Below are 20774 nucleotides of genomic sequence, written 5' to 3' on the forward strand. Positions count from 1 at the left end.
CCTCAGGCCTCCTTGTACCAGAATGCATCCGGCATATAGACGCCGAGATAGGAGGTGGGATCGAAGCCGTAGAGCGCTTTCTCCGGCAGGTTCTGCAGCTTGGCGGCGCGAAGGATCGGCTGCAGCGTGCTGTTGATGAGGCCGATCGAGAACACTTGCTGTGTATAGAGCGACAGCATCTTGTGCCAGATCACCTGGCGCTCCTCGAATTTCGCCGTCGAGCCCCATTGGCCAAGCAGGTCGACCAGTTCGGCCGCCTCCGGCAGGTCGGGTGCGACGCCCTCCTGGCCGGCGGAGAGGTAATGCATGCCCCAGAGCGGCCATTGCAGCTGATCGTCGAGTGTCGGCGCAAGGCCTGCGGGCGACATGTCGGCCGTTGGCACGCCATTGTCGAGGCCGTACCAGATCGACATCATGATCGAACCGCTCATGGCCCGGTTGCGGAAGACGTCGCGCTGCGAAGTGCGGGTATAGAGCGCAAGGCCGATATTGGCCCAGTGGTCATGCACCAGCTCCAGCACGTCGGTATCGAGATTGCTCTCGCCGGCGGTCTCGACGGTGATCTCGGCGCGCCGCCCGTCGGGCAGCAGCCGGATGCCGTCGTCGTCGCGTTTGGTCAAGCCGAGCTCGTCGAGCAGGCGGTTGGCCTCGTCGGGATCGAACTTCACGAAGGCGTCGGCATATTCCTGCTTGAAGAGCGGGCTGTCGGGCAGGACCGTATCGGCGCTTGGCGTGCCAAGGCCGTAGAAGGCCACCATGTTGACCTCGTGCCGGTCGATCGCCAGCGACAGCGCCCGGCGCAGGCGCACGTCGCGGAAGAGGCCGCGCCACACCTCGTCGGCGCAGTTGAGGTTCGGCAGCAGCGTGATGCGCGAGCCGCGCGCGAGCTTCCAGAGATTGACTTTCACCGGGAAGCGCTTTTCGGCCTCCTTCAGGAAGGTGTAGTCGTTGAAATCGATGCCGGTCACCTGCAGGTCCGCTTCGCCTGCACCCGCCTTGGCGGCGATGATCGACGAGGAGGAGACGTTGAGGATGAAACGGTCGAGATAGGGAAGCTGCCTGCCGGTCTCGTCGACGCGGTGGAAGAACGGGTTGCGCTCGAAGACGAACTGCTCGGACGGCAGCGGCGTCGTATTGCGCCAGGGATCGAGCGTCGGTAGGTTCGGATTTTCCGGACGATAGGAACGCGCCATCTTGATGTGCAGATCCTGCCATTTCTTGACGCGGTAGGTCTTCATCAGCTCGTCCATCTTCGCCTGGTCCGGCTGGAATTTCTTGTGGAACTGCTTGAGATAATGACCAGGGCCGAAGATGACGAGCGGCTGCGGGCCTGCCAATGTCGGCAGGAACATCGGGTTGGGTTTTTCCCAGGTGTAGCGCACGGTCAGCGCATCGAGCATCTCGAAGCGCGGCAGGCTGCCGTGCGGACGAAGCTCCAGCGCGCCGCCGCCGGGTGTCAACTTGTCGTTCAGGATGACGTCTTCCCACCAGTAGCGGAAATCGTCGGCCGTGAACGGCTGCCCGTCGGACCATTTATGGCCTTCGCGCAGCGTGAAGGTGAAGACCGTGTCGTCCTCGGACTGGAAACCGGCCAGGATATCCGGCTGGAACTGCAGGTGCTTGTTGTAGCCGACAAGGCGGGCATAGCCGTAGATCGTCATGAAGCGGATATCGCGCTGGCCGCCGATGATGGTGCGCACCGTGCCGCCGTAGGCACCCGGTTCCAGCCCCAATTCCTTCAGGTTGACGATGCGCGGGCGGGCGGGAATGCGCTCGGCCATCGGCGGCAGGCTGCCTGATGTCAGCCGCTCCTTCAGGAATTCCGGTTCGGCGGCTTGTTGCGCCCTCACCACCGCAGGCGCGATCGCCGCGCCGACGAGGCCGCCCAGGAATATGCGACGCGTCACCATCAACGCAACTCCTTGGTATCGGCGCCCTTGCGGGCGCGCACCAGATGGCCGTCGCCGAGGTCGGCATAGGCGAGTTCGGAAGCGTCGTCGTGCTCGGCGGTGAAGGTCACGCCCCAGTTCTGCTTGTCGGCGGCGCCGTTTTCCCTGAGCGCCTTGAAATCGAGCGGCCGGTCGAGATCGGGGAAGGGGACGGCGGCGAGCAGCGATTTCGTATAGGGATGCACCGGATCGCGCAGGATGATCTCGCGCGGCGCGATCTCGACGATGCGGCCCTTGCACATCACCGCGATACGGTCGGCCATGTAATCGACGACGGCGAGATTGTGCGAGATGAAGAGATAGGTAAGTCCCAGCTCCTTCTGCAGGTCCTTCAACAGGTTGAGGATCTGCGCCTGCACGGAAACGTCGAGAGCCGAGACCGGCTCGTCGAGGATGACGAGCTTCGGCCCGAGCGCGAGTGCGCGCGCAATACCGATGCGCTGGCGCTGGCCGCCCGAAAAACTGTGCGGGTAACGGCTGAGATAACGCTTGTCGAGGCCGATTGCCGCCATCAATCCCTCGACCTTGCGCTTGCGCTCGTTACTGTCGCCGCGGTCATGGATCTCGAGCGGTTCGCTCAGGATGTTGCGCACCGTCATGCGCGGCGAAAGCGAGGAGACCGGATCCTGGAACACCATCTGGATCTTGGTCCGCATGTCCTGCAGTTCGGCGCCTTTGACGGAGAGGACGTCGACGACCTCCTTGCCGTCGTTGAATACCACCGCGCCGCTGTCCGGCGTGATGGCGCGCATCAGGATCTTGCTGAGTGTCGTCTTGCCGCAGCCGGATTCCCCGACCAGGCCAAGACATTCGCCGCGGCGGACGTCGAAGCTGACGTCGTCGACGGCGCGCAGGACGGTGGCTTCGTGCTTGCCGAAGAAACTGCGCTTGCGCGTCTTGTAGGTCTTCGACAGATTGGCAACGGACAGCAGGGTGCCCGGCGCCTCTGCCTGGAGCGGCTTCTTCTTGCCGACGAGGGACTCGAGATTGACCGTTACCTCACGCAGCGCTTTCAGCCGCTCGCCGGGTTTCATGTCGAAATGCGGAACGGCGGCCATCAGACCTTTGAGATAAGGATGCTGCGGATTGCGGAAGATCGCCTCGACGGGTCCTGCTTCCATGATCTCGCCGTGATAGATGACGACCACCTCGTCGGCCATATTGGCGACGATGCCGAGATCGTGGGTGATGAGCAGCATCGCCATGCCGAGCTTGGCCTGCAGCTCGCGGAGCAGTTCCAGGATCTGCGCCTGGATCGTCACGTCGAGCGCCGTCGTCGGCTCGTCGGCGATCAAGAGAGCCGGCTTGCAGATCAGCGCCATGGCGATCATCGCGCGCTGGCGCATGCCGCCGGACAGTTCAAACGGATACATGTCGTAAGTGCGATGCGGGTTGGAAAAGCCGACCAGGCCGAGCATCTCCTCGGTCCTTTCACGGGCTTCCCGCTTGTCGGCCTCGGTATGGATCAGCAGCACTTCACTGATCTGATTGCCGATCGTATGCAGCGGCGAGAGCGAGGTCATCGGCTCCTGGAAGATCGTCGCCATGCGCCGGCCGCGCAGGTCGCGCATTTCCTCGCTGTCGCGCGGAAAGGATAGGATATCGGTCGTGCTGCCGTCGAGCGGATCGGTGAAGAGGATGCGGCCGGAGGCCTTGGCCGGATTGGGCAATATGCCCATGACCGACTGGCTGATCACCGATTTGCCGGAGCCGGATTCACCGACGAGGGCGGTGACCTTGCCTGGAAGGATGCGAAGATTAGCTTCTTTTACGACGCGTAACCGGTCACCGAAAACCGAGAAGGAGACGTCGAGATTTTCAATACGCAACAGATCGGCTGCAGACGCCATACCAATGAAATTCCCCAGTCTTCTATGTTCCCGTTAAGGCACACTATCGTACCGCAAACGGGGTGTCTAGCTGATGACAATCATAGAAAAACCGCCGCCCCCGCCGAAGTTCCCCCGGGCGAGATGCGAAGATTATGGCAGGGGTTCTAAGCTCTTACTGGATGAATTTCTCCATGCTGGTGCGCTTGACCTGTTTCTTGGCGTCGCGATGCAGGAGAATGACCTGCTCGGCTTCCGAAAGTCCGTTCTGTACGGCCTCGCGGAAGCTCTCGTCGACATTGATTGTGGGTGCCGGCGCGCGCGGCTGCAGCACCGTCACCTTCTGGCGGACGCCGCGCAGCTTCTCCTCGCCGAGCGTTGTCCATTCGCCGCCGCAATAACCGGCGAAGGCCTGGCTGGCGACGACCTCGCGGCCGTATTTCTTGGTCAGGATCTGCAAACGTTGGACCTCGTTGACGGCTGAGCCGAAGGCGGAGAAGGTTAGGCGGTCCTTGAGGCCGACATTGCCGAACATGACGTTGCCGACATGCAGGCCGATGCCGTAGCCGACCCTGGTCAGGCCCTTCTGCTCGCGGTCCCTGTTGAGCTCGGCGACCCGCGCCTGCGCCTGATGCACGGCCGAAAGCGCCGCCTCGCAGGCAATTTTCGATGGGTCCTTATGGCGCCCGCAAGGATAGACGGCGAGGAAGCCATCGCCGAGGAAGCTCAGGATCTCGCCGCCATTGCGGTTGAAGGGGGCGGCAATCGCGTCGAAGAACTGGTTCAGCGTATCGATATAGGCCTGGCGGCCTTCCTTTTCGGCATATATGGTGGATTCGCGCATATCGCCCATGACGAGGGCTGCGCGGATCGTCTCACCGTCGCCGCGGCGGATCTGGCCGTTCAGCACCCGCTTGCCGGCGTCGCCGCCGAGATAGGTGGTCAGCATGTTGTTGGCGAGCTTGCCGAGCACCGCCATCTTGGCAGCGACCGCCAGATGGTTCTGCATCCTGAGCAGCGCATCGATCATGTCGTCGGAAAAGCCGGTATTATGGTCCGTCGACCAGGAACCCATCATGCCCTGCACCGAGCCGTCGCCAAAGGGCTGCACGAAGGCGAGGTAGTCGGTGATGCCGTCCTTGCGCAGGTCCTCGAAGATCGGGAATTCGGCCGGGCCTTCTTGGGTCAGCCGGCGGCGGATGTGCTGCAGGTTGTTGTCGAGCAGGTAATAATAGGGGCTCTGCAGGAAGCGGTCCGGCTTCTGCCCGGCCGGCATGCGAAAACCTTCGATGGTGACGCCGCTGGCGCGCCGCCAGGTGAAGCTCAGCGCATCGTAGAGCGGATGCAGCATCGAAAAGGTCAGGTGCACGCGCGCTATCGGCAGGCCGGCGGCCGCAAGTCTTTCGCAGAAGCCGCGGACGATGTTTTCAAGCTCGTCTCCGGCCAGCGAAGAGTTCGTCAGCCATTCAGCGACCCGGTCCAACAGGATGGAGGAGACGCTGGTTTCGATCGTGCTCATTCTCGGTATGATCCTCATAAGGCACGCCATCCCTAAGAGCCAAAAATTCCCTCGGCCGCCGCATTTTCATGCGCAGGTCACAGGGAAATCAGGATGTACGAGCGGTAATATAGTGTCAACGGATCTGCCGAAAGCCCGGCAGTGGCGCCCCTCAGCTCCCCATATCCGGGGATCGGACGGGCTGTCCTTTCCAGCTGGTTCATTATCAAAAGTCAAAATAGGGACGCTGCAAATGCGAAACAATGGGAGCTGCAATTTTTTGTGCGCTGAAGTTGCAGCAAACGGCGCGGCCTGAGTCATTTCCGCCACACAGGTTAAGGGATTTGGGCATCAATGCCGACATCCCGGCCCAGGAGATCGGCAAGAGGGTTAGGTTGAGGGGCAGCCATCGGCGAGAACCGGCCGGCCGTGCCGCCGGAAAGACGAGGAAGATCCGCGCCCGGGTTTAATTTGCCTGGATCATGCATTAGATCAGCCTTCCCTTCCCGTTTGAAAGATCCCGCCTTGACCACCTCCACCTTCGATACGCTTTTGCAGAAGATCGAAACCCGCGCGGCCCGTGCCGGCATCATCGGGCTTGGTTATGTCGGCCTGCCGCTGGCGATGGCGGTGGCGCGTAGCGGCTTTGCGGTGACCGGCTTCGACATCGATCCAGGCAAGATGGTGGCGCTCGATGCCCGCCGCTCCTATATCGACGCGGTGAGCGATGAGGCGCTGTCTGCCGAGATCGATGCGGGCCGCTTCAAGGCGACGACCGATTTCGCCGGCCTTGCCGAGTGCGACGTCGTCATCATCTGCGTGCCGACGCCGCTCACCAAACATCGCGATCCCGACCTTTCCTTCGTCGAGGCGACGTCGCGCTCGATTGCCGCGCATTTGCGCCCCGGTCAGCTCGTCGTGCTGGAATCGACCACCTATCCCGGCACGACCGATGACGTGGTAAAGGTCATTCTCGAAGGCACCGGACTGAAATCCGGCTCGGACTTCTTCGTCGGCTTCTCCCTGGAGCGTGAGGATCCCGGCAACCAGCACTATCATACCGCCACCATCCCCAAGGTCGTCGCCGGCGACGGGCCTGAGGCGCTGGCGCTGATGAAGGCCTTCTATGGTGCGACGGTATCATCCGTCGTTCCGGTCTCTTCGAATGCGACGGCCGAGGCCGTGAAGCTCACCGAAAACATCTTCCGCTCGGTCAATATTGCCCTCGTCAACGAGCTGAAGACCGTCTATGCGGCGATGGGTATCGACGTCTGGGAAGTCATCGACGCTGCCAAGACCAAGCCCTTCGGCTACATGCCCTTCTATCCCGGCCCCGGTCTTGGCGGCCATTGCATCCCGATCGATCCCTTCTATCTCACCTGGAAATCGCGCGAATATGAGCTGCCGACCCGCTTCATCGAACTCGCCGGCGAGATCAATTCGGCAATGCCGCGTTATATCGTCGGCAAGCTCGCCGAAGCGCTCGACATCCGCGCCGGCAAGGCGCTGAGCCGCAGCCGGGTGCTCGTGCTTGGGCTCGCCTACAAGAAGAACGTCGCCGATATAAGAGAAAGCCCGTCGCTGCGGCTGATCGAGATCATCGAGGAGCGTGGCGGACATGCAGATTATCACGATCCCTTCGTCGCCGAGATCCCGCCGACGCGCGAATACCAGGCGCTGAAGGGCCGCAAATCGGTGACGCTGACGCCTGATACCATTGCCGGCTACGATGCGGTGCTGGTGGCGACCGACCACGACAAGGTGGATTACGCGGGGCTGTCGAAAAGTGCGGCGCTGATTATCGACACGCGCAACGTCTTCAACCGGCTCGGCCTCTCGGGCGATCACGTCGTCAAGGCGTGACGCAAACGTCACCGCATAAGTCTGCTATTTGGCAGCGACTCCCATCGAGATGGCGGGCGAGCTAATGTTCCGTACTGACTTTCCGGCAATCTGTACATATATCCGTACGCTTGGAAGTTGGGAAAGGATGTCGATGGCCCACGTTCGTTTGACGGAGTTCCGGCAAAATATTGCAACCTATTTTGATCAAGTCCTCTCTTCTCGGGCTCCTCTGCTCGTGACCCGTCAAGGTTCGGAAGCAATGGTCTTGGTTGCCGAAGGCGAATACGAGAGTATGCAAGAGATGTTACACCTGCTCTCGACGCCTGCTAATTCTGCCCGGCTACGCGAAAGTATCGGACAGCTTCGCAAGGGGCAGGTGGTAGAGAGCGATCCCACCCTCTGACATGAAATTGCTATGGACGCCGAATTCCTGGGAAGAGTACGAATACTGGCAGAAAAGCGACCAGAAGATGGTCGAGAAAATCAACGAGCTCCTGAAAGATACAAAAAGGTCGCCCTTTAAAGTTCTTGGCAAGCCAGAGCCATTGAAGGGCGATCTATCCGGATTTTGGTCAAGGCGCATCCTCGGAGAGCATCGGCTCGTCTACTGCGTGACTGGCAAGGGTTCCGACCAGGAGTTGGAAATCATTCAGTGCCGATTTCATTACGAAAAGTAGGTTCATGCGTGGTGCAGGTGATTGCGGCGTCCGAAAGATTGCGCGGTTACAGCGTTAGATCACGCTCGGCGCTGTAGAAAGCGACTTGCCGGTGATCTGGCTCGCGGCCACGGCATAACCGCCGGCGGCGCCATCGATGAAATGGATGTGATCGCGCGCGATCGGCGTCGGCACGAAGCAGGTCATCAACGCTGAGGATTGCCGATGCAGGCCGTAGCGGGCAACACCCTTGGCCTGTGCCTGTTGCAGCAGGGTCTCGATGCGCTTCAGGTGTTCGGCGTCGACGTCGATTGTCATTTTCAGCCCGTCGTCGAACTTGCGGAAATCGGAATTGTCGGCGACGTCGCGCTTGTAGCGGCGTGCATCGAAGCGGCCGAGCGGAATGCCGAGCCTGTAGCACACAACCGTGATGGCGAGCTGCAGGAAGATGAAGAGCTTTTGCCACAACCGCCGGCGCGGTGGGGCGGTGGCTTTGGCCTCACGATTGATGCCATGGAGCGAGAAGGCAAGGTCCGGACCATCGGCCGGTACCGGATGGCTGTCGCGGTTCTGCTCGGTGGTGATGGCGACAATGCCGCCGACGAGCTCTTGAAATTCCCGGCCTGGCCGACCTTCGCCAGGCACGGCGATAATCGAGACGATCTCGCCGTTTCTCGCATCGATCGGGCTCCAGCGGCAGGAGAGACCGGTGAGATCCGGGCGGGTTCCAGCGGGCGCGCGGGCAATGCCGTAACGGCCGAGCTTCATCTGTCTTTCGGCCCAACTGGTGCCGCCGCCCCAGAACATCGCATAGGTCACGTAGGGGCTTGCGGAGTAGCGCGCGACACGGACGTCGAGGCCCTCGGCGCGGGTGTCGGCGACCGGCACGATGGCGACGCGCAGCATCAGGCCCAAATCCTCTTCGACCCAGATCTGCACGGCGGCAAGGGCGCCGCGTGCCGCCGCCTCCAGCGAACCCGGAAGCGCGATCAGTGCGCCGTCACCGCCGAAGACAAAGGGATAGTCGCCCTTGCCGACCGCATTCAACACCGCTGAAATGACGCTGGCGCCTGCCATGTTGACGTCCTTGTAACGGCCGGCGCCGATCGCCTGCGTCGAGCCGACGATGTCGGCGAGCGCCAGCACCCATCCGTCCGGCAGCGGCCGGTAGTTGGCGGCGTCGGTCACGCCCTCGAATTCGCTGAAGAGCGGCACTTCGGCAAAAAAATCTTCGTCGGTCACGGTTTTCATGTCATCAAGCTTAGCACAGACCCATGTTGCCACTGCAACGCCAATTCCCATTTACGGCAATCGACTTGCCAAGGTTTCATGTGTTAGAGCATTACCTGCTTTTTCGGACGCACGGAAATGCTCTATCTTTTTGTTTTTACGCAATTCCGGATGCAAAACCGCTCTCGCACTTTTGCTGGAATTCCTCCAGGACCGCTGACGATTTCATGACGGATAGAGATTAGATGAGCCGCCTCGACAGCTTCATTCGCCGGTTGACGGCTCAACGCGACATTTTGAACTCGATCGTCGATCTGGTGGGGGAAATTGAAGGCCCGGTGCTGGAGTTCGGCCTCGGCAACGGCCGCACCTATGATCATCTGCGCGAGATTTTTCCCGGCCGGCGCATCGTCGCCTTCGACTGGGAAGCGCGCTCCTATTCGGCCTCGACACCAGAGGCAGAAGACATGGTGACCGGCAATATCCGCGAATCCGGCCAGGCCTTCGTCGGCATCGGCGCAGCCCTTGCCCATGCCGATATCGGCACCGGCCATGACGAGATCGACGCGGTGACGCTGACCTGGCTGCCGCAACTGATGGCCGGCGTGCTCGCCCATAACGGCGTCGCCGTCAGCGGGCTGCCGCTTGAGCATCCCGAGCTGGTGGCGCTGCCGCTGCCTGACGGCATCAAGGAAGGCCGTTATTTCCTCTACCGACGGACGTAGAGGATAGCATCGGCCCTGCTGCATAATTCCTGAAATCGGAATCGATTTAAGGATAAAATTATGCAGCCATTCAAACTGCTACTGCGCCGCGCGTCTGAAAAGACGCGGTGCTGTAGCGTTTCGGTTCACGCCACCAGACCCTTGGTCAGCTCCAGCGCCTGCCGTTCGAACAGCCGGCGATAGATACCGTTATTGAGCCGGATCAGCGCCTGGTGGTCGCCTTCTTCAACGATTTTTCCCTTGTCGAAGACCAGCAGCCGGTCCAGCGCCCGCACCGTGGACAGCCGGTGGGCGATGACCAGCGTCGTGCGGCCGTTCATCAGACGTTCCATGGCCTGCTGGATCTGCACTTCGCTCTCGCTGTCGAGGCTCGACGTCGCTTCGTCCAGGATTAGCACCGGCGCATCCGCCAGGAAGGCACGGGCAATGGCGACACGCTGCCGCTCGCCGCCCGACAGCTTGACGCCGCGTTCCCCCACCATCGTCTCATAGCCCTTGGGAAGGTCCATGATGAAGTCGTGGGCACTCGCCTGTTTCGCCGCCTGCTCGATCTCGCGCCGCGAGGCGTTCGGCCTGCTATAGGCGATGTTTTCCGCCAGCGTTCGGTGGAACAGGATAGGCTCCTGTTGCACGATGGCGATCTGGCCGCGCAGGCTTGATTGCTTGACCCCTGCAATATCCTGCCCGTCGATGCGGATCGCGCCCGAGTTGACGTCATAGAGGCGCTGGATGAGCTTGACGAAGGTCGTCTTGCCCGAGCCCGAATGCCCCACCAGGCCCACGCGTTCGCCCGGCTTGATGGTGACCGAAAAATCCTCGTAAAGCGGAGTGGGATGAGCGCCGTACTGGAAGGTGATGCGATCGAAGACGATCTCGCCCTCCCTGATCTTGACAGGCTTGGCGTTGGGCTTGTCCTCGATATCGAGCGGCATCTTGTCGAGCAGCACCAGTTCTTCCATGTCGTTGACGGCACGCTGCAGGTTGCGGATGTCCTGGCCGACATTGCGCAGATAACCTTGCAGAACGAAGAACATGGCCAGCACGAAGGTGATGTCGCCAGGCGTCGCCAGCCCCTGCCGCCACATCACCAGGCCCGTTCCCAGAATGCCGGCCTGCATCGAAACCATCATGAAGCCCTGGATCGTGCCGCTCAATGTGCCGCGCTTCCATGTCCGCCGCGTGCGGCTGTCCCATCTGGCGAGCACTTGGCCCAGTCGCGTCTCTTCGCGGCTTTCAGCGCCGAAGGCCTTGACCACCGAATTGCAGCTGATGGCATCTGCCAGCGCACCACCCAGCTTGGTGTCCCAGGCGTTGGCAAGCCTTGCCGCCGGCGATACGAAGCCCATGGAAAGCGCCACGGTCACACCGATATAGATCAGCGACCCCGCAGCCACGATCAGGCCCATGATCGGCCAGTAGCTGCCGAGCACGATACTGGCGCCCACCAGCATGACGATGGACGGCAGCAAGGCGACCAGCAGCAGGTCGTTGAGCGAGTCGAGCGCCCACATGCCGCGGGTGATCTTGCGCACCGTCGAACCGGCAAAGCTGTTGGCGTGCCAGTCGGTCGAGAACCGCTGCACCTTGTGGAAACCGTTGTTCGTCACATCCGCCATGGTGCGGAGCGTCAGCCGGATAATGCCGTTGAAGATGAACCAGCGCAATGCCACGCTGGTCAGGCCCAGTGCCACGACGATGACGAAGGCGCGCAGCGCCCGGTCAGCCGCGTTGCTACCGGCAATGGCATCGACGATCTGGCCGGAAAACACCGGCACCATGACTTCGGCCAGCGTGCTTGCTATCACCAACACGATGATAATGCCCACTAATACAGGCCGATGGCGCCAATGATGGAAAACAAAGCCGAGCACATGGCGATAGGCATCGGCGCGGAAATCGAGCTTCTTGCGAGTCATTTTAATCGCTCGGCGCCGTGTTCGGCAACCGGTCCTCAAAATAGAGAGTTGGAAGGCACAGCCCAAGCGGGAGACGAAATAATCCCGTCAGATCATCGGGCTATGAATTAAGGGAAAACCGCATGTCGGGCGCGCTTGAGGCGGGCCGCGAATGGAAATGACCTAGCGTCGGGACATTCCGCACGGGAAGGTTTCGATGATTGCTGGCATGCAACGCCTCCCTTATGTTTGAACTAAAGCGGTGAGCGTTTTGTACCGAAGCAATTCGCCATTGCCAAGCGGATATTTGCAACCTTACAGAAAGTGATGCGGAAACGACACACCTTGTGCGCTGCGAGTGACGGTTCGGGCCGGCGTGCTCGCTTCACAACGAAGGAAGATCGTTACTTTCTCTACCGAGAGATGTAATCACCGCTCATGAGGCGCAGGAATAGGATGTAGTCGGGAGGGCGGTCAGTTTTGCCTCGAAGTCGGCGGCGATTTTGTCCAGCGTCACACTGTCCAACCGTCGCAGCAGCAGGGCCTGTGCCTCCTTCATCGCGTCGCCGAGAGCGACATTCACCGCCTGTTCCACGAGGCATTGCGGCTGATCGTCGGCTGGGCCGATGGCGAAGAGATGCGGTTCGCCGATGGCGCGGTAGACGTCGAGCAGGGTGATCTCGGACAGCGGACGCACCAGTGTCCAGCCGCCGCCATGGCCTTTCTCGGAGCGGACATAGCCCTGTTGGCGAAGGCCGGCCATGGTGCGGCGGACGACGACCGGATTGGTGTTCAGCATCTTGGCAATCATTTCGGAGGTCGCCGAATGCTGGTGCTTATCCATGTGGATCAGCACGTGCAGCATGCGTGAAAGGCGGCTGTCATTGCGCATGGCTCTCTTTCCTGTCGATCGGACGGATCATTATCGCAAGCGGATCGTAACAAGACAAGTAACATGATGCTTGACGGCGCCAATTCATGTAACTTATGTTGAGCCATGAGTTCGATATCAAGGGAGAGTTCCATGTGGTTTGAAGCCATGATCATCGGCGGAAATTTTTCCGGCCTGTCGGCCGCCATGCAGCTGGCCCGGGCGCGGCGGCGCGTGCTGCTCGTTGACGCCGGCGCGCCGCGCAATCGGTTTTCTGAAGCGTCGCATGGGTTCCTCGGCCAGGACGGCCAGACGCCGGCGGCGATCATGCGGGAGGGAAAACGGCAGCTTTCGCTCTATCCGAGCATCACCATCCGCCAAGGGAAAGTCGTCCGGGCGCAGAGCGATGGTGACGGGTTCATTGTCGGCACCGAAGACGGCAGCGAAGAACGAGCCGCGCGCATCGTTCTCGCAACCGGCGTCAGCGACACACTGCCCGAGATCCCCGGCCTCAAGGAGCGATGGGGCCGTTCCGCGCTGCACTGCCCCTATTGTCACGGCTTTGAGGTCAGCGGCGGCAAGCTCGGCGTTCTCGCAAACCATCCGCATTCGGCCCATTCCGCCATGATGATCCCGGACTGGGGCGCGACGACCTTTTTCACCCAGGCGCTGTTCGAGCTCGACGAAGAGCAATTGGTGAAGCTGACCGCCCGTGGCGTCCGGATCGAACGCAGCCCTATCGTGGAATTGTTGGGCGACAATTTGAAGCTTGAGGCCGTTCGCCTCGCCGATGGCCGCGTCGTGCCACTCGATGCCGTCTTCGTCGCGCCGAAAACGACGATGGCTAGCCCGGTTGCCGAACAGCTCGGCTGCGCCTTCGACGACGGCCCGTTCGGGCCAATCATTCGGATCGCCGATAACAAGGAAACCACCATCAAGGGTGTCTTCGCCGCCGGCGATGCGGCAAGCGCCATGCACAATGCCACGCTCGCCTCCGCCTCAGGCGTGCTCGCCGGCGTGCACTGCCATCAATCGCTGGTGATGCAGTCGGCGGCATGAGGCAAAACAGCAGGTTAAACGGGCTGAATCTTCCCCCAGCAGGTCAGGGACCTTTACGTCCACCTCGTGACCAAGGTGAAAATCTCAACGCGTTAATCATTGCTTTTAAAATAATGGTCCCAATGCAACCGACTTATTGCAATTTCTACGTTTGAATTGTAGCTGTTTTCATCTGAATGACTAACAAGCAAGACGATGGTGAAACCGTGGATCACCGCGCTTGCAGCAAGCTGAAATGGGGGCATTTCATATGGGGTTTACTGATGCTGTTCGGACCGTTCTGACGCAGAAATACGCAACCTTTTCCGGCAGGGCCTCCCGCTCGGAATATTGGTGGTTCGTGCTGTTCTATACCTTGGTTGGGCTCGCGCTTGTAATTTTGGCTTTGGCGGTAGGCGCTTTTTCCGACCAACAGGGTGGAGTTTCGTCAGCGGTGGTCGCCATCATGGTGATCGGCGGATTGTTTGGGCTTGCAATCTTTATACCAATATTATCCCTTCAGGTTCGCCGTTTTCACGATCGCGACATTTCCGGTTGGTGGTATTTGGCGCTGATCGTCCTGGGCATGGTTCCCTATATCGGTACCATTACGGGTCTCGCGATCACGGTTATTTCCGTAATGAGGGGCACGGATGGTCCGAACAGGTTCGGGCCGGATCCGCTGCGTCCCGAAGCAAGAGCAGAGGTCTTTGCCTAGCAGCATGACCATCCGCACTGTCAGCCTGCTGGTGGCTCTGTTGCTCGCCGCTTCGGCTCAGATTTCGTCTGCGTGGGCGCAGGACAGCGACACTCGGCAGGTTGTGGGCGGTGATCATCGAAAGAGCGCCGTCGGAGCCGAATATGCCGCCCAGTGTCAGCAGAACGGATTGCGCTGCACGCTCGTCTATGCCGATGCCTCTGCAAAGGTCGAACCGGCATCGAATACGACAAAATCGTCGCCTCAACGCAAGCCGTTGATGAGCCCGCGGGAGCCGGTCGTCAACGGTCCTCTGGCGGTTGCCGTCGTGCTTGTCGGTCTCATCGTGGTCATCGGTTTATGGATACGCTTCGGTAATGGCGGCGTCTTGCTTTCATCTGCGCCACGCGACATTAAACGGCAGGGGGAGGCGCCGGAAAGCTGGCGCACGTCAGCAGCCGAGGCCGAGGAAAAGCCGAGCGACTTTCTGCAGCGCATTGCCGCCATGGCGGATCGCAGGCAGGCGCTTGTCCTGCTGCTCAGACATTGCCTGCTGCACGCGGCAGATGTGACGGGAACACGGCTTTTCCGCTCGGATACGGAACGGGCCGTTTTCGCCCGTCTGCCGGACAATATGCCCGACCGCGATCGGCTTGAAAATTTTCTGACCGCAGTGGAGCTCGTTCATTACGGTGGCCGCACGCTTGCGGAAAGCCATTTCGGCATCCTTCTGACGACCGCGCGCGGCTTGCTGTCATCGGGCAGAGTAGCCAATGCGTAACGCGGGGCCTCTTCTGTTGCTGGGGCTGTTGCTTGCGCTGGCGGCGCTGGCAGTCTTTGCGCTTTCGCGCGGCAGCGATTTCGACCGCTCGCCGCTTGGCAACAAGGGGTTGGAAACGTGGCTGCAAGCCAAGGGTATCCCTGTCGTACGATCCGACCCTCATGTCGCTCGGGCGCGTTCGGAAATCTCGCTGCGCATCATTCCCCTGTCGATACGCCAAGCCATGGTTGTCGCACCTCAGGCAAGCGAGGAAGCGGATGACGCAGGCCCGGAAAGCCCGATCCGGGAGTCAAACCGCTATGCGTTGCCGACGCTGATCATATTGCCGAAATGGCGCGGCAGCGTCTCAACGGATGGTGTTGCCAGCACATCGGGACTGATCGATCTCGCCGATATCGGCGGCGAACTCGACAAGCTCGGTTATTCAGATTTTGGCTTTGCCCGTAGCAGCACCGATTTTGAAGAGGCGCAGCCGCAGCCGAAACCGGGCCAGCCCATCAACATCGCCCTCTATCAGGCGCAAACCTTCGAACGGTCGGGCCTGCCGAGCGGTTGGGAGGAGCTGGCGGGCACACCGTCGGGCGCGCTGCTACTGCGTGGCGAGGACGACCCGAACGTCTATCTGCTGTCGGATCCGGACCTGTTGAACAATCACGGACTGGCTCTGGCCGATAACGCCTCCTTTGCCGTGTCGCTCGTCACGCTGTTGCGCGGCGCGGGCGAGAAGCGGCCGGTCTATCTGGATACGGCCGGCCTGCCTCTGGATAGTAAGAAACCGGCGGATGAAGGCCGGACCTACGAGCGCTCTGCCTCCGATTTCAAGCGGTTTTTCGCTTATCCGCTGTCCGTCATCTGGGGAGTGCTGTTCGTCGTCGCCGCTATTTGTTTCTGGCGCGGCGCCTATCGCTTCGGGCCTGCTTTGCCCGAGGCATCCGCAAACACCGAGATGTCGAAGACGGCCGCGATCGACGCGACGGCGCGTCTGCTGCGCCTGTCAGGCAATGATGGCCGGATGACCGGACAGTTCGTGCTCCATCTGCTTGCGGACAAGGCGCAACTGGTCTTCGGCCCCGGAGCCGGAAACGAGGCAGGCGTAGAGCGGCTGTTTCAACGCCTGGCGCGCCGCGATCAGGCGGCGGCGAAGGCATTGCACTCGTCAGCGCAAGCGCTGATCGATCGTGGGCATCGGATGACGCGGGCGGATCTGCACCGCAATCTCGAAATATTTAGAAAGTCGCTAGAACAGGATGATTTCAGGCCGGGTCGGCCTAAAATCTGAATCCTGTTCTAAATTAAAGAGTTAGAGCATGATGTCGTCCGAAAACCGCTTACACATTTCGGCATCATGCTCGAGGGAGCATTGATCTTGGATCTAGGTGAATTTCGCAATCTTATCGCCGCGGTTCGTGGCGAAATCGGCAAAGCGGTGCAGGGGCAGGATGCGATCATCGACCTCGTCCTGATCTCGATCTTTGCCGGCGGCCACTGCCTCGTCGAAGGTCCGCCCGGCACAGCCAAAACCTTGCTTGCCCGGTCGGTCTCCGCCGCCATGGCGCTGCAATATCGCCGCATCCAGTTCACGCCAGACCTGATGCCCGGCGATGTTCTGGGCGTCAATCTCTTCAATTTCCAGACCAATCAGTTCCACCTGACCAAGGGCCCGGTCTTTACCGACATTCTTCTCGCCGACGAGATCAATCGCGCCCCCCCGAAGACGCAATCGGCCCTGCTGCAGGCGATGAACGAGCGGATGGTCACGCTTGACGGAACCGATTATTCCCTGGGACCGGATTTCTTCGTGCTTGCCACGCAAAACCCGATCGAGCAGCAGGGCACCTATCCCTTGCCCGAAGCACAGCTCGATCGCTTTCTGTTCAAGCTCGTCGTCGAATTTCCCAGCCGCGATACGGAAATTGCCATCCTCTCCAAACATGCGACGCAGGCGCTGAAATCAGACCTGCGCAACGCCGGCATCCGTCCGCTGGTCACGAGTGCCGCACTCGCTACGGGGCGGGCGCTGATCGATGCGATCCATCTGGACACCACGATCCTGACCTACATCGTCGACTTGGTGCGCGCCACGCGCTCCGATCCCGACATTCTCTATGGTGCGTCCACCCGCGCGGCCGACGCGGTAGCATCGGCAGTGCGCGTGCGAGCGGCTTTCGAGGGAAGGGATTACGGCTTGCCGGACGATGTCCAGGCGTTGCTGGTGCCTGCCTTGCGCCATCGCATCGTACTTTCGCCCTCGGCGGAAATTGACGGGCGCACGCCGGACGAGGTGCTGCGCAATATCATGAACCGCGTGGACGCGCCCCGTTAAATGCGGCCATCCTCCACTCTGATCGCGCTCGTTCTGATATCAGCCGCGGTGACGGTCTTCACCAGCGTGTGGTGGCGCGACATGAGCTCCTTCTTGCTCCTCATGTGGCTTGCGCTTGCAGCCCTGACCGTCGCCGATTTGGTCATCTCCAACCTGGCGGGGAGGATGACGATCGATTTCGATCTGCCGCCGCAAGGCTTTGTCGGCCACACCGCCGCGTTTACGGTCGGCATCCGGCCGCAGAAGGGCGCGCTGCCCCGGAAAATCGAAATCCGGCTCGATCTCGCTCCCGAGCTGGTCGTCGACGAAATCAGATGGCTCGACCCTGCATCGGGTGCCGGTGAAGGAGAGGTCAAGGCCTCTCTGGACCTTCATCTGACCCGGCGGGGACGATACGCTGTCCACGAGCTATGGCTGAAGTGGTCATCGCGATTGAAGCTGCTCGAGATCATCGCAAAGATGCCCGTTGGGCAAGAGATCGCTGTCCAGCCCGACATATCGCCGGTGCTGTCTGGAGCGATCAAGACCCAGATCCTGCCGCTGGAGGCCGGCCAGAAGGATTTGCGGTTGCGCGGCGAGGGATCGGAATTCCACCAGCTGCGTGAATTTGTAAGCGGCATGGATCCGCGCAGCATCGATTGGAAGCGCTCGGCGCGCATGCGCAGCCTCGTCGTGCGCGAGATGAGGGCCGAACGAAACCACCAGATCATCCTCTGCGTCGATTCCGGACGGCTGATGGCCGAGCAGCTTGCCGGCTTCACGAAGCTCGATCGCGCCATCAATGCGGCGCTCGCCATGTGCTGGGGCGCAGGCCTTGCCGGCGATCTTGTTGGCTTCTACAGCTTCGACAGCCGTCCGCGTCTGTTCGTGCCGGCCTTGCCCGGACGAGCGGCCTTTCCGCGGCTGCAGACGGTGTGCGCCGGGCTGCGCTACGAAACCCAGGAGACCAACCATACCTTGGGACTGAGCCACCTGTCAGGACGCCTGAAGCGACGGTCGCTGATTGTGATATTCTCCGATTTCGTCGACACCATCACGGCGGAGCTGATGATCGAGAACATGCAGGTGCTCGCCCGGCATCACTTTGTCGTCTATGTCGCCTTGCGCGATCCGATGCTGGCCAAGCTCATCGAACCTGAGGAAACGACGCTCGATGCCGTCGCTCGCTCGGTTGCGGCGCGCCAGATCCTGCAGGAGAGGCGCGCCGTCATGGAAAAGCTGGCGCGTCTCGGGGTGCTTTGCCTCGACAGCACGCCGGAGGCACTAACTGCGGATCTCATTGCGCGCTACATCGAAATCAAATCCCGTGAGATGATATGATGGATATCGGTATCGACGGCAGGATGGATAGGGGCGCGACAGTCAATGTCGGCGCCGTTCAGAACGATACGCTTCGTTCGGCCCGCTTCCGGCTGGAGCGCGAGGCACACTGGCGCCAACTGGACGAACTGGTGACGCGTGCCGAGAAAGGGGGCGCAGCCGCACTCGGCTATGATGAAGTCCGCAATCTCGCCACCGGATACAGGCAGGCGATGAACTCGTTGAGCGTGGCGCGCGATATTTCCCTCGATCGCGCCTTGATCGCCTATCTGGAAAGCCTCTGCGCCCGGGCCTATCTCGTCGTCTACGCTCCTCAGGAAAGCCTTGGCGGCCTAATGAGGCGCTTGCTGTTGCACGGCATTCCCCAGGCGGTGCGGCGCTCGGTCCTGCCTTTGTTCATCGGCTTCCTGGCGCTCATTCTGGGCGCGCTGGCCGGATACAGACTTTGCGCCAACGACCCGAGCTGGTTCTATACCTTGGTGCCGCCGGAGATGGCCGACCAGCGCACGCCCGATGCCTCGACCGATTACCTCCGCTCGACCATCTATGGCAATGAAGGGCATGACAGCGACCAGTTGGCCGCATTTTCCAGCTTTCTCTTTTCCCACAACACCACCATCGTCATCCTGATCTTCACCCTTGGTGTTTTCCTGTCGGTGCCGAGCTTCATCCTGACCTTTTACAATGGTCTGATCCTCGGCGCGTTCTTCGCGATGTTTTATCGCAGAGGGCTAGGCTACGACGTCTTCGCCTGGCTCTCGATCCACGGCGTCACCGAGCTTGCGGCCATCGCCATTGCCTGCGCCGGTGGGGCAAGGCTCGGACTTGCCGTTCTCCTTCCCGGTGCCAGAACGCGAAAGGAAGCCTTGCGCCACCAGGCGCATGATGCCGTCAAGCTCGCCATCCTGGCGGCGCTGATGCTTGTCGCGGCAGCCTTCATCGAAGGCTTCCTGCGTCAGCTGATCCAGGATCCGCTCTGGCGCATCGTCATCGGTTGGGGGATGGGCCTCTTCTGGGTAGGCTGGCTGCTGCTTGGAGGTCGCCAAAGCAAGGTTTCGCGTGAGGCCATGCGATGAGCCAGACAGTCACGGACGGCAGCCACGTCGAGCAGTTCATACCGCCTGAGGGCGTCCCGATCAGCTTCGCCATTGCCTCGATCGGAACCCGTTTCGGCGCGCAATTCCTCGACATCGTCTTCACCTCGATCATCATATTCATCTGCGCTGTGGCCATCCTCTTCACAGGCGTGCTGCCTATGACGGCGGAGGCGATGCTCATGGTGATGCTCGGTTTTTTGGTGCAGACCCCCTATTACATTCTCTCGGAGCTCATCTGGAACGGACGCACGCTCGGAAAGAGAATCACGGGCATCCGCGTCATCAACATGGACGGACGGCGGCTCACGCCGCACCAGGTGACCGCACGCAACCTGATGAAACAGGTGGAGATTTTCGCCCCCATGGGCCTTTTGGCTTCGGTCGGCACGCAGTCGGTCTGGGAAAACGGTCTGACGAGCCTCTGGCTTCTAGCGGTGGTCGTCGTCCCCTTCACCAACCGACGCCGGCAAAGGCTTGGCGACATCATTGCCGGCACCCTGGTGGTCGACACTCCGCGTTCCGTGCTCTTGTCCGACCTTGCGCTGTCTGCTCCTGCCGCCGTCTCGTCGCAGGCGGAATTCGAATTCCTGCCGGAACATCTCGATATCTACGGCAAATATGAGCTGCAGACGCTGGAGGACGTGCTTCGCGACTCGACGAAGACAGCCAACCATAAAGAGATCGAACAGATCGTGCGAACCATTACCCGGAGGATCCGGTATGAAGACACGGTGAAGCCCGGCCGGGGACTGGTTTTCCTGAATGAGTTCTATCGCGCCCAACGCGAGCATCTCGAGAGCTTGAAGCTTTTCGGCACGCTTCGCGAAAACAAATATCATGAGCATTCGCGATCAGAGGCGAAGAAGCTCGTTTGATGGGGTGAATGCTTTGGGACGAAAGTGGCAAGTCACCGCCACCAATTGATGAACGTCTTTTTTGAAGCATTGAGAAGGCTTGAGCTCGACGACAGGTGATCGGATGCCAGTTTGGCTGTTGTTAGAGCCCTCCTACCGATCGAAC

Annotated in this window: 18 protein-coding genes; 12 read left to right on the plus strand and 6 right to left on the minus strand. The window is 60.8% G+C overall.

Features of this window, described 5'->3' with window-relative positions:
- Positions 1–2: 2 nt before the first annotated feature.
- The 3 genes from N2600_RS30000 to N2600_RS30010 form a co-directional block, all read right to left on the minus strand.
- Positions 3–1910, minus strand: a complete 1908-nt coding sequence (locus tag N2600_RS30000) for an ABC transporter substrate-binding protein (protein WP_170262614.1) — start codon at positions 1908–1910, stop codon at positions 3–5.
- Entirely contained in the window at positions 1910–3799 is a 1890-nt protein-coding gene (locus tag N2600_RS30005; RefSeq protein WP_260299625.1) for an ABC transporter ATP-binding protein, read from the minus strand. Before N2600_RS30005 ends, N2600_RS30000 begins: the two co-directional genes overlap by 1 nt.
- A 154-nt stretch (positions 3800–3953) precedes the next feature.
- Positions 3954–5297 (minus strand): adenylate/guanylate cyclase domain-containing protein, encoded by a 1344-nt coding sequence (locus N2600_RS30010; protein WP_260111934.1) that lies wholly within the window; start codon positions 5295–5297, stop codon positions 3954–3956.
- A 504-nt stretch (positions 5298–5801) separates the two neighbouring features.
- On the opposite strand from N2600_RS30010, the gene N2600_RS30015 reads away from it, so the two are divergent.
- The 3 genes from N2600_RS30015 (at position 5802) to N2600_RS30025 (ending at position 7798) form a co-directional block, all read left to right on the plus strand.
- Positions 5802–7139: a nucleotide sugar dehydrogenase gene (locus tag N2600_RS30015; protein ID WP_260299626.1), complete on the plus strand. Its 1338-nt coding sequence runs from the start codon at positions 5802–5804 to the stop codon at positions 7137–7139.
- A gap of 133 nt (positions 7140–7272) precedes the next feature.
- Positions 7273–7524: a type II toxin-antitoxin system Phd/YefM family antitoxin gene (locus N2600_RS30020; RefSeq protein ID WP_260111936.1), complete on the plus strand. Its 252-nt coding sequence runs from the start codon at positions 7273–7275 to the stop codon at positions 7522–7524.
- 1 nt (position 7525) lies between these two features.
- Positions 7526–7798, plus strand: a complete 273-nt coding sequence (locus tag N2600_RS30025; RefSeq protein WP_260299627.1) for a Txe/YoeB family addiction module toxin — start codon at positions 7526–7528, stop codon at positions 7796–7798.
- Positions 7799–7852: 54 nt separating this feature from the next.
- On the opposite strand, the gene N2600_RS30030 is transcribed toward N2600_RS30025, so the two are convergent.
- Positions 7853–9028 carry a DUF3095 domain-containing protein gene (locus N2600_RS30030; RefSeq protein ID WP_162115193.1) on the minus strand — a complete coding sequence of 392 codons (1176 nt, stop codon included), beginning with the start codon at positions 9026–9028 and terminating at the stop codon, positions 7853–7855.
- Positions 9029–9252: 224 nt separating this feature from the next.
- Between N2600_RS30030 and N2600_RS30035 the strand changes: the two genes are divergently transcribed.
- Positions 9253–9732 carry a class I SAM-dependent methyltransferase gene (locus tag N2600_RS30035; protein ID WP_260299628.1) on the plus strand — a complete coding sequence of 160 codons (480 nt, stop codon included), beginning with the start codon at positions 9253–9255 and terminating at the stop codon, positions 9730–9732.
- A gap of 125 nt (positions 9733–9857) precedes the next feature.
- Here N2600_RS30035 and N2600_RS30040 read toward each other — a convergent pair whose 3' ends face one another.
- Together N2600_RS30040 and N2600_RS30045 are read right to left on the minus strand one after the other, a co-directional pair.
- Positions 9858–11648 carry an ABC transporter ATP-binding protein gene (locus N2600_RS30040; RefSeq protein ID WP_260299629.1) on the minus strand — a complete coding sequence of 597 codons (1791 nt, stop codon included), beginning with the start codon at positions 11646–11648 and terminating at the stop codon, positions 9858–9860.
- A gap of 415 nt (positions 11649–12063) precedes the next feature.
- Complete coding sequence (locus N2600_RS30045; RefSeq protein ID WP_222386857.1) at positions 12064–12519, minus strand: Rrf2 family transcriptional regulator; 456 nt, start codon at positions 12517–12519, stop codon at positions 12064–12066.
- Between the two features lie 132 nt (positions 12520–12651).
- Here N2600_RS30045 and N2600_RS30050 point away from each other — a divergent pair, with 132 nt between their 5' ends.
- The 8 genes from N2600_RS30050 (at position 12652) to N2600_RS30085 (ending at position 20629) form a co-directional block, all read left to right on the plus strand.
- Positions 12652–13557: an NAD(P)/FAD-dependent oxidoreductase gene (locus tag N2600_RS30050; RefSeq protein WP_260299630.1), complete on the plus strand. Its 906-nt coding sequence runs from the start codon at positions 12652–12654 to the stop codon at positions 13555–13557.
- A gap of 250 nt (positions 13558–13807) precedes the next feature.
- The gene (locus N2600_RS30055; protein WP_017968216.1) at positions 13808–14254 is read left to right on the plus strand and encodes a DUF805 domain-containing protein; all 447 of its coding nucleotides are present in this window, start codon (positions 13808–13810) and stop codon (positions 14252–14254) included.
- 4 nt (positions 14255–14258) lie between these two features.
- Entirely contained in the window at positions 14259–15014 is a 756-nt protein-coding gene (locus N2600_RS30060) for a hypothetical protein (RefSeq protein ID WP_222386859.1), read from the plus strand.
- Complete coding sequence (locus tag N2600_RS30065) at positions 15007–16293, plus strand: hypothetical protein (protein WP_260111942.1); 1287 nt, start codon at positions 15007–15009, stop codon at positions 16291–16293. Before N2600_RS30060 ends, N2600_RS30065 begins: the two co-directional genes overlap by 8 nt.
- A gap of 87 nt (positions 16294–16380) precedes the next feature.
- Positions 16381–17337, plus strand: a complete 957-nt coding sequence (locus tag N2600_RS30070) for an AAA family ATPase (protein ID WP_222280194.1) — start codon at positions 16381–16383, stop codon at positions 17335–17337.
- The gene (locus tag N2600_RS30075; protein WP_260299631.1) at positions 17338–18657 is read left to right on the plus strand and encodes a DUF58 domain-containing protein; all 1320 of its coding nucleotides are present in this window, start codon (positions 17338–17340) and stop codon (positions 18655–18657) included.
- Positions 18657–19733 carry a stage II sporulation protein M gene (locus tag N2600_RS30080; RefSeq protein ID WP_222386862.1) on the plus strand — a complete coding sequence of 359 codons (1077 nt, stop codon included), beginning with the start codon at positions 18657–18659 and terminating at the stop codon, positions 19731–19733. The genes N2600_RS30075 and N2600_RS30080 overlap by 1 nt, the downstream gene beginning before the upstream one ends.
- Positions 19730–20629 carry an RDD family protein gene (locus N2600_RS30085; protein WP_260111944.1) on the plus strand — a complete coding sequence of 300 codons (900 nt, stop codon included), beginning with the start codon at positions 19730–19732 and terminating at the stop codon, positions 20627–20629. Before N2600_RS30080 ends, N2600_RS30085 begins: the two co-directional genes overlap by 4 nt.
- Positions 20630–20774: the final 145 nt, after the last annotated feature.

The sequence above is a fragment of the Rhizobium sp. WSM1274 genome (assembly GCF_025200775.1).
GTDB lineage: Bacteria > Pseudomonadota > Alphaproteobacteria > Rhizobiales > Rhizobiaceae > Rhizobium > Rhizobium leguminosarum_I.